The organism is Burkholderia sp. BCC1047 (assembly GCF_902833155.1).
GTDB classification, from domain to species: domain Bacteria; phylum Pseudomonadota; class Gammaproteobacteria; order Burkholderiales; family Burkholderiaceae; genus Burkholderia; species Burkholderia sola.
In genome coordinates this window covers 38270-45438 of record NZ_CADFEH010000050.1, presented here as the reverse complement: position 1 = coordinate 45438, position 7169 = coordinate 38270, and the positions used below count along the sequence as shown (strand labels likewise).

Below are 7169 nucleotides of genomic sequence, written 5' to 3'. Positions count from 1 at the left end.
TGCCTACTTCGATGCACGGGGACTGATCTCGATCCGCCGCACGGTGGATCGCCTCCAGAGCATTAACTGAACCGCCGTATGCGGACCCGCACGTACGGTGGTGTGAGAGGGCTGAGGGGGTAACCCCTCACCCTACTCGATGCGACGCTTACGCGCGGGCGGGTGTCGCGACGCCGTAGATTTCGGATTCGTCGTCCTCGTCGCGCAACTGGCGCGCGAGCTGGTGCGCTTCGCGGCGCGTCGCGACGGCCGGCGGCGAGCCCTTCAGCGGCTGGCGCGCGGTTTCGGCGAGCGCGACGACCGACACGATGCCGATCAGCGCGGCGCCCATCATGTAGTACGCGGGCATCATCAGGTTGTGCGTCACGTCGACGAGCCACGCGGTCACCAGCGGCGTCGTGCCGCCGAACAGCGACACCGACACGTTGAAGCCGATCGCGAGCGCGCCGTAACGGATCTCGGTCGGGAACAGCGCGGGCAGCGCCGACGGCATCACGCCGGTGAAGCACGACAGCAGCACGCCGAGGATCAGCAGGCCGCCGAACACCGATGCCGTGGTGCCCGTGTGGATCAGCATCAGCGACGGGATCGACAGCACCAGCAGGCCCACGCAGCCGGCGAGCATCACGGGCTTGCGGCCGACCTTGTCGGACAGGCGGCCGGCGTACAGCGTCATCGGCATCATCAGCACCATCACGAGCAGCACCAGCACGAGGCTGTGCGATTCGTCGAAGTGCAGCGTCGACGACATGAAGCTCGGCAGGTACGACAGCACCATGTAGTCGGTCACGTTGAAGATCAGCACGAGGCCGACGCACAGCAGCAGTGCACGCCAGTTGCGCAGCAGCGTCTCGCGGAAGCGCGTCTTCGGCACGGCCTTGTCCTGCGCTTCGCGCGCTTCGGCCTGGCGCTTGAACGCGGGCGTTTCCTCGAGCTTCATCCGGATGTACAGCCCGATCAGGCCGAGCGGGCCGGCGATCAGGAACGGCACGCGCCAGCCCCACGACAGCAGCGCTTCCTGCGACAGCGACGCGGTGAGCAGCGCGACGACGCCCGCGCCCAGCACATAGCCGATCAGCGTGCCGAACTCGAGGAAGCTGCCCATGAAGCCACGACGCTTGTCGGTCGAGAATTCGGCGATGAAGGTCGCCGCGCCGCCGTATTCGCCGCCGGTCGAGAAGCCCTGCACGAGGCGGGCGACGAGCAGCAGGATCGGCGCCATGATGCCGATCGACCCATAGCTCGGGATCAGCCCGATCGCGAAGGTGCCGACGGCCATCATGATCATCGTGGCGGCGAGCACGCGCTGACGCCCGATGCGGTCGCCGAGCGGGCCGAACACCATGCCGCCGAGCGGACGCACGAGGAACGCGGCCGCGAACGTGCCGAAGGTCGCGAGCAGCTGCGCGGACGGGCTGCTGGACGGGAAGAACACCTTGCCGAGCGTGACGGCGATATAGCTGTAGACGCCGAAATCGAACCATTCCATCGCATTGCCGATGGCCATCGCGCTGACGGCGCGCTTGAGCAGGCTCTGGTCGACGACGGTGATGTCGTCCGCGGCGAGCGGGGCTTCGCCGGACGGCGAAGCGGTGGAAGAGACAGCGGTCGGGCTGACGTGTGTTGCGGTCAAGGTCATGCACTCCTTTGACAGCGCCGGAACGGGCAGGGCCGTCCGACACGGTTTGCCGGCGAGCGCGGTGTCGTGTGCTGCGCGTCGGGGCAGACCTTTAAGCACTTACTGCGCAGGGGGCAGCAAAGGGCCAAGGGGTTGCTTCGACGCGGGCCCGAGGGGCCGTCGCGACAGTGCGCTCATGAAGAATGGGCCGCGTGATGCGAGCGGCAGATGCCGGTGCGGACGAGAGGTCCGGCGTGCCGGCAACGCCCCGGAGGGGCAACGAAACGAGAAAAGCGGGCCTGTCGGGCGGGCTTTCCTGTGGATGCAATTTCGATCGAGGCACCGGCCCGCAGCGTGCGGACGGACTTCTCTCAAAATCGAAAAGACAGAGATTGAATGTTGAAACAGGCGACATGATAGCACGATGACGGACGATCCTGCAAATTGCCCGGAATCGCCCGCCTGGCGGGGCATCCGGCGCGGCCCGCTCGGGTATGATCGGCGGCGCGCGGCGCGGCCGAGCCGTCCGCCGCGACGGGGCTGAATTCGCGAGGAACCGGATGACCGAACTGATCAGGATCGCGGCGCTGTTCGCCGCTACCGCGCTGGCGGAAATCGTCGGCTGCTATCTGCCGTGGCTCGTGCTGAAGGCCGGGCGCCCGGCCTGGCTGCTGGTGCCGGCCGCGCTATCGCTCGCGCTGTTCGCGTGGCTGCTGACGTTGCACCCGAGCGCGGCGGGGCGCACGTATGCCGCGTACGGCGGCGTGTACATCGCGGTGGCGCTGATCTGGCTGCGGGTGATCGACGGCGTCGCGCTGACCCGCTGGGACGTGGCCGGCGCGGTGCTCGCGCTCGGCGGGATGGCCGTCATCGCGCTGCAGCCGCGCGCATGAGCGCGGCCGCGACGCGGGCCGCGGGTATTACGCCGCTTCGGCGGTATCTGTCTCGGCGGACTGGCGCCACACGCAGGTGCCCTTGACCGACTTGTCGAGCTCGTCGAGCTGAGCCTGGTGCGCGGCCAGCTCGTCGTCGCTCGCGACCACAACGGCGAGGTCGAGTGCGGCGAGCGACACGCGCTGGCCGTTCGCCGCACCGCCGCCGACGCCCGCGTCGTCGAGCATGTCGATCACGAGGCTGTCCTGGCCGCGCGTCATCGCGAGATACACCTCGGCGAGCAGCTCCGAGTCGAGCAGTGCGCCGTGCAGCGTGCGGTGCGCGTTGCTGATGCCGAAACGGTCGCACAGGGCGTCGAGCGAGTTGCGCTTGCCGGGGAACATCTGCTTGGCCTGCACCAGCGTGTCGATCACGCCGCCGCAATGCTCGGTGAACGGCGGCAGGCCGAGCCGTGCGAATTCGGCGTCGAGGAAGCCGAGGTCGAACGGCGCGTTGTGGATGATCAGCTCGGCGTCCTTCACGAAGTCGAGGATCTGGTGGGCGACTTCCGCGAATTTCGGCTTGTCGCTCAGGAATTCGGTCGTGAGGCCGTGCACCGCCAGTGCGCCCGGATCGCTGTCGCGTTCGGGGTTCACGTAGAAGTGCAGGTTGTTGCCGGTGAGCCGCCGGTTCAGCAGCTCGACGCAGCCGATTTCGATGAGACGGTCGCCCGTGCGGGCGTTCAGGCCGGTGGTTTCGGTATCGAGAATGATCTGGCGCATGTCGGGAAAAGCAAGAAAATCAGGAAAGGGTGGCCAGCGATTCGACGCCGCGGTTCGCGAGCGCGTCCGCGCGCTCGTTTTCGGGATGGCCCGCATGGCCCTTGACCCAGCGCCATTCGATCTCGTGCTGCACGACGAGCGCGTCGAGCCGCTTCCACAGGTCGGCATTCTTCACCGGCGTCTTCGCCGCGGTGACCCAGCCTTTCTTCTTCCACCCGTGGATCCACTCGCTGATGCCTTTCTGCACGTATTGCGAGTCGGTATGCACGATCACGCGGCACGGCCGCTTCAGCGCTTCGAGCGCGGCGATCACGCCCATCAGCTCCATGCGGTTGTTGGTCGTGTTCGGCTCGCCGCCGAACAGTTCCTTTTCCTTGTCGCCGTAGCGCAGCAGCGCGCCCCAGCCGCCGGGGCCGGGGTTGCCCTTGCAGGCGCCGTCGGTATAGATGTCGATGGTGTCGATTGTCATGAACGTTCTTGGTGAGTGGTCGGGGAGGCCGCCGGCGTCAGGCCCGGTGCGAGCACGGGCTTCTTCATCTTGATCGGGCCGACGAGGCGCATGCCGCGCACGCGCTTGACGGCCGTCACCATGTAGACGGCGCCGAAGATCGGCCACCAGCGGTCGCCGGCGGCCTCCATGAAGCCGTAGCGGGCCAGCCACTGGTCGGTGGCGAGCGGCGGCCGGTAGCAGCCGAAGCGGCCGCGTTCGAGGTCGAAACCGAGCAGCTTGATCCAGTCCTTCAGCCGGATGAACGCGATCTGGTCGCGCGTGGCCGGCACGAACGGGCGGTTCGCCATGCGCCCGAACGACTGCCGCATGCCCCACAGGCTCAGCGAGTTGAAGCCGGTGATCACGAGCTGGCCTTCCGGCATCAGCACGCGCTCGGCCTCGCGCAGCAGGCGGTGCGGGTCGGACGTGAATTCGAGCGTGTGCGGCATCACGATCAGGTCGACGCTCTGCGATTCGAACGGCAGGTCGAGCAGGTCGCACCAGGTCGTGCTGCGATCGGCGGGCGCATGGCCCGCCGTGTGCGCTTCGCGCGCCCACGGATACTGATACGGCGCACTCGCGCCGCTCGCCGGGTCGAGCACGAGGCCGCGATACGGCATGCGGTTCTCGCGCAGCGCGTCGAGCTGCGGCAGGCCAAGCTGCAGGGCGTGGAAGCCGAAGACGTCGGACACGATCCGGTCGAGCTGCGCCTGTTCCCAGCCCAGCACGTAGCGGCCGGGCGGCGAGTCGGTCCAGGCGGGCCAGTCTATAATTTGTGGATCGGACATAACGATGATTGCGCGCCCATGAACGAGCTGGAATACGTGCCGGTTCCGGCATTCGAAGACAACTATATCTGGCTCGTCTCGGACGGCCGCGATGCGATCGCCGTCGATCCGGGTGAAGCCGCGCCCGTACGCCGGGTTCTTGCCGAACGTGGATGGCGGTTGACCGCTATTTTACTCACGCACCACCACGCCGACCACGTCGGCGGTGTCGAGGCGCTGCGTAATAGCCAACCGGACGATGCTCCGCTCCCTGTTTACGGTCCCGCCGCCGAAGCGATCGGCGTGGTCACGCGGCCGCTGGCGGGCGGCGATCGCGTGACGCTCGACGCGCCGGCCGTCGCGTTCGACGTGCTCGACGTGCCGGGTCATACGCGCGGCCACATTGCGTATTTTCAGGCGGCCGGCCAAGGCACGGCCGGTCAAGGCACGGCCGGGCAGGGCAACGCGGAGCCGCACGTGTTCTGCGGCGACACGCTGTTCTCGTGCGGCTGCGGCCGCCTGTTCGAAGGCACGCCCGCGCAGATGCTCGCGTCGCTCGACGCGCTCGCGGCGCTGCCGGGCGACACGCGCGTGCATTGCGCACACGAATACACGCTGTCGAACATCCGCTTCGCGCTCGCGTGCGAGCCCGGCAATGCGGCGCTCGCCGCGTGGCGCGACGACGCGCAGGCGTTGCGTGCGCGCGGCGTGCCGACGCTGCCCACAACGATCGCGCACGAGCGCGCGGTCAACCCGTTCATGCGGGCCGACAGCGCAGCGATCCACGCGACGCTCGAGGCCGAGCTGCACGAAACGGTGACGGATCGTCTGGCCGCGTTCACGCTGATGCGCGAATGGAAAAACCGGTTCCGGTAACGTTTTTCGGAGGACTCCAAAGCTCAAGCGGTGTCTGTAAAAATTGCTCCAAATGTAGGATTTCGCTGAGTTTTCGGTGTTTTTATTGACGTGAAGCACGCACTTCCGTAGTATCGCCTGCAATTTCCAGCCGTCGGAAGCAGAGATTTTCATGCGACTTATATTGAGTGCGATGGTGGTGCTGCTACTCGCCGCTTGTGCGAGCCAGCCCCCTGTCGCCAACACCGCCGCCGATCCGCAGGCGACGTCCAACTACCTCCGTAAATCAGCCACCGCCAAAGAAACGGTCGACGTCGACAAGCAATCCGTCGGCGACCTGACCACGGCAGACTCCGATCTCTGGGCGCGCATCCGCCGCGGCTTCCAGATGCCCGACCTGCAGAGCGATCTGGTCGACATGCAGACGACCTGGTATACGCAGCGTCCCGATTACGTGCAGCGCATGACCGAGCGCTCGCAGAAGTACCTGTACCACATCGTCGAGGAGCTCGAGGCGCGTCACATGCCGACCGAGCTCGCGCTGCTGCCGTTCATCGAGTCCGCGTACAACCCGCAGGCGCTGTCGGTCGCGAAGGCGGCCGGCATGTGGCAGTTCATGCCCGGCACCGGCCGCACGTACAACCTGAAGCGCAACATGTGGCAGGACGAGCGCCGCGACGTGCTCGCGTCGACGAGCGCCGCGCTCGACTACCTGTCCCGCCTGCACGACATGTTCGGCGACTGGTACCTGGCGCTGGCCGCGTACAACTGGGGTGAAGGCAACGTGCAGCGCGCGATCGCGCGCAATCAGGCGGCCGGGCTGCCGACCGACTACCAGAGCCTGCGGATGCCGAACGAGACGCGCAACTACGTGCCGAAGCTGCAGGCGGTGAAGAACATCATCGCGAGCCCGCAGCAGTACGGCCTCGCGCTGCCCGATATCCCGAACCACCCGTATTTCGTGACGGTCACGACGTCGCGCGACATCGACGTGGCGGTGGCCGCGAAGCTCGCGAACCTGCCGCTCGACGAATTCCGCTCGCTGAACCCGTCGTTCTCGAAGCCCGTGATCCTCGGCGCAACCGAGCCGCAGATCCTGCTGCCGTTCGACAACGCGTCCGCGTTCGAGAAAAGCCTGAAAGCCTACAACGGCCAGCTGTCGTCGTGGACCACGTACACGGTCAGCGAGCGTGCGCGCCCGGCCGCGATCGCCGAGAAGATCGGCGTCGACGCCGATACGCTGATGTCGGTCAACAAGATTCCGGCCGGCATGCGCCTGAAGCCGGGCTCGACGATCGTCGTGCCGCGCGGCGATGACGACGACGAGGACATCAGCGCCGACGTCGCCGAAAACGGCGCGCTCGCGATGGAGCCGGACGTTCCCGATACGCGCAAGATGCTGATTCGCGTGCGTCGCAAGCAGTCGATGGCGGCGCTCGCCGGCCGCTACGGCGTGTCGGTCGGCCAGTTGAAGGCGTGGAACCGTACGCACCGCGATCTCGTGATGCCGGGCCAGGCGCTCGTGCTGCACGTGCCGGTCGGCCGTTCGGTGCCGGCGGAACCCGGTCCGGAGCGGATCGCGACGTCAGCCGCCGGTGCGCACATCGAGCGCGCGAGCCTCGCGGTGGGCGGCAAGTCGCATGGTGGCAAGCGCAGCGTCGCCAAGTCGTCGGCGAAGTCGGCGAAGGCTGCTCCCGCGAAAGCCGCGCCGGCCAAGACCGCCGCGCACAAGGGCAAGAAGAAGTAAGCGCGGCCGTCGCGCGCGGCGCAGCGGCCGGTGAGGC

General features: G+C 67.4%; 7 protein-coding genes. 3 read left to right on the top strand and 4 right to left on the bottom strand.

Annotated features, from left to right (window positions below; genetic code table 11):
• Positions 1-148: 148 nt before the first annotated feature.
• Entirely contained in the window at positions 149-1639 is a 1491-nt protein-coding gene (proP, locus tag HWX55_RS33315; RefSeq protein ID WP_175978782.1) for a glycine betaine/L-proline transporter ProP, read from the bottom strand.
• A 539-nt stretch (positions 1640-2178) separates the two neighbouring features.
• Here proP and HWX55_RS33310 point away from each other — a divergent pair.
• Positions 2179-2511 carry a YnfA family protein gene (locus tag HWX55_RS33310; RefSeq protein WP_050015244.1) on the top strand — a complete coding sequence of 111 codons (333 nt, stop codon included), beginning with the start codon at positions 2179-2181 and terminating at the stop codon, positions 2509-2511.
• A gap of 27 nt (positions 2512-2538) precedes the next feature.
• On the opposite strand, the gene dnaQ is transcribed toward HWX55_RS33310, so the two are convergent.
• The 3 genes from dnaQ to HWX55_RS33295 are packed head-to-tail and all read right to left on the bottom strand — an operon-like array spanning position 2539 to position 4551.
• A complete protein-coding gene (gene dnaQ, locus HWX55_RS33305) occupies positions 2539-3273 on the bottom strand; it encodes a DNA polymerase III subunit epsilon (RefSeq protein WP_050015188.1) in 735 nt (244 codons plus the stop codon).
• Positions 3274-3292: 19 nt separating this feature from the next.
• On the bottom strand, positions 3293-3742 hold the full coding sequence (rnhA, locus tag HWX55_RS33300; RefSeq protein ID WP_175978781.1) for a ribonuclease HI: 450 nt from the start codon (positions 3740-3742) through the stop codon (positions 3293-3295).
• Positions 3739-4551 (bottom strand): class I SAM-dependent methyltransferase, encoded by an 813-nt coding sequence (locus HWX55_RS33295; RefSeq protein ID WP_050015191.1) that lies wholly within the window; start codon positions 4549-4551, stop codon positions 3739-3741. The genes rnhA and HWX55_RS33295 overlap by 4 nt, the downstream gene beginning before the upstream one ends.
• 18 nt (positions 4552-4569) lie before the next feature.
• Between HWX55_RS33295 and gloB the strand changes: the two genes are divergently transcribed.
• Positions 4570-5406 (top strand): hydroxyacylglutathione hydrolase, encoded by an 837-nt coding sequence (gloB, locus tag HWX55_RS33290; protein ID WP_175978780.1) that lies wholly within the window; start codon positions 4570-4572, stop codon positions 5404-5406.
• A gap of 151 nt (positions 5407-5557) precedes the next feature.
• A complete protein-coding gene (locus HWX55_RS33285) occupies positions 5558-7132 on the top strand; it encodes a transglycosylase SLT domain-containing protein (RefSeq protein ID WP_175978779.1) in 1575 nt (524 codons plus the stop codon).
• Positions 7133-7169: the final 37 nt, after the last annotated feature.

Bases quoted from the DNA above. Each gene is read 5' to 3' on its own strand.
- proP (WP_175978782.1), bottom strand. From the start codon at position 1,639: ATGACCTTGACCGCAACACACGTCAGCCCGACCGCTGTCTCTTCCACC.
- HWX55_RS33310 (WP_050015244.1), top strand. From the start codon at position 2,179: ATGACCGAACTGATCAGGATCGCGGCGCTGTTCGCCGCTACCGCGCTG.
- dnaQ (WP_050015188.1), bottom strand. From the start codon at position 3,273: ATGCGCCAGATCATTCTCGATACCGAAACCACCGGCCTGAACGCCCGC.
- rnhA (WP_175978781.1), bottom strand. From the start codon at position 3,742: ATGACAATCGACACCATCGACATCTATACCGACGGCGCCTGCAAGGGC.
- HWX55_RS33295 (WP_050015191.1), bottom strand. From the start codon at position 4,551: ATGTCCGATCCACAAATTATAGACTGGCCCGCCTGGACCGACTCGCCG.
- gloB (WP_175978780.1), top strand. From the start codon at position 4,570: ATGAACGAGCTGGAATACGTGCCGGTTCCGGCATTCGAAGACAACTAT.
- HWX55_RS33285 (WP_175978779.1), top strand. From the start codon at position 5,558: ATGCGACTTATATTGAGTGCGATGGTGGTGCTGCTACTCGCCGCTTGT.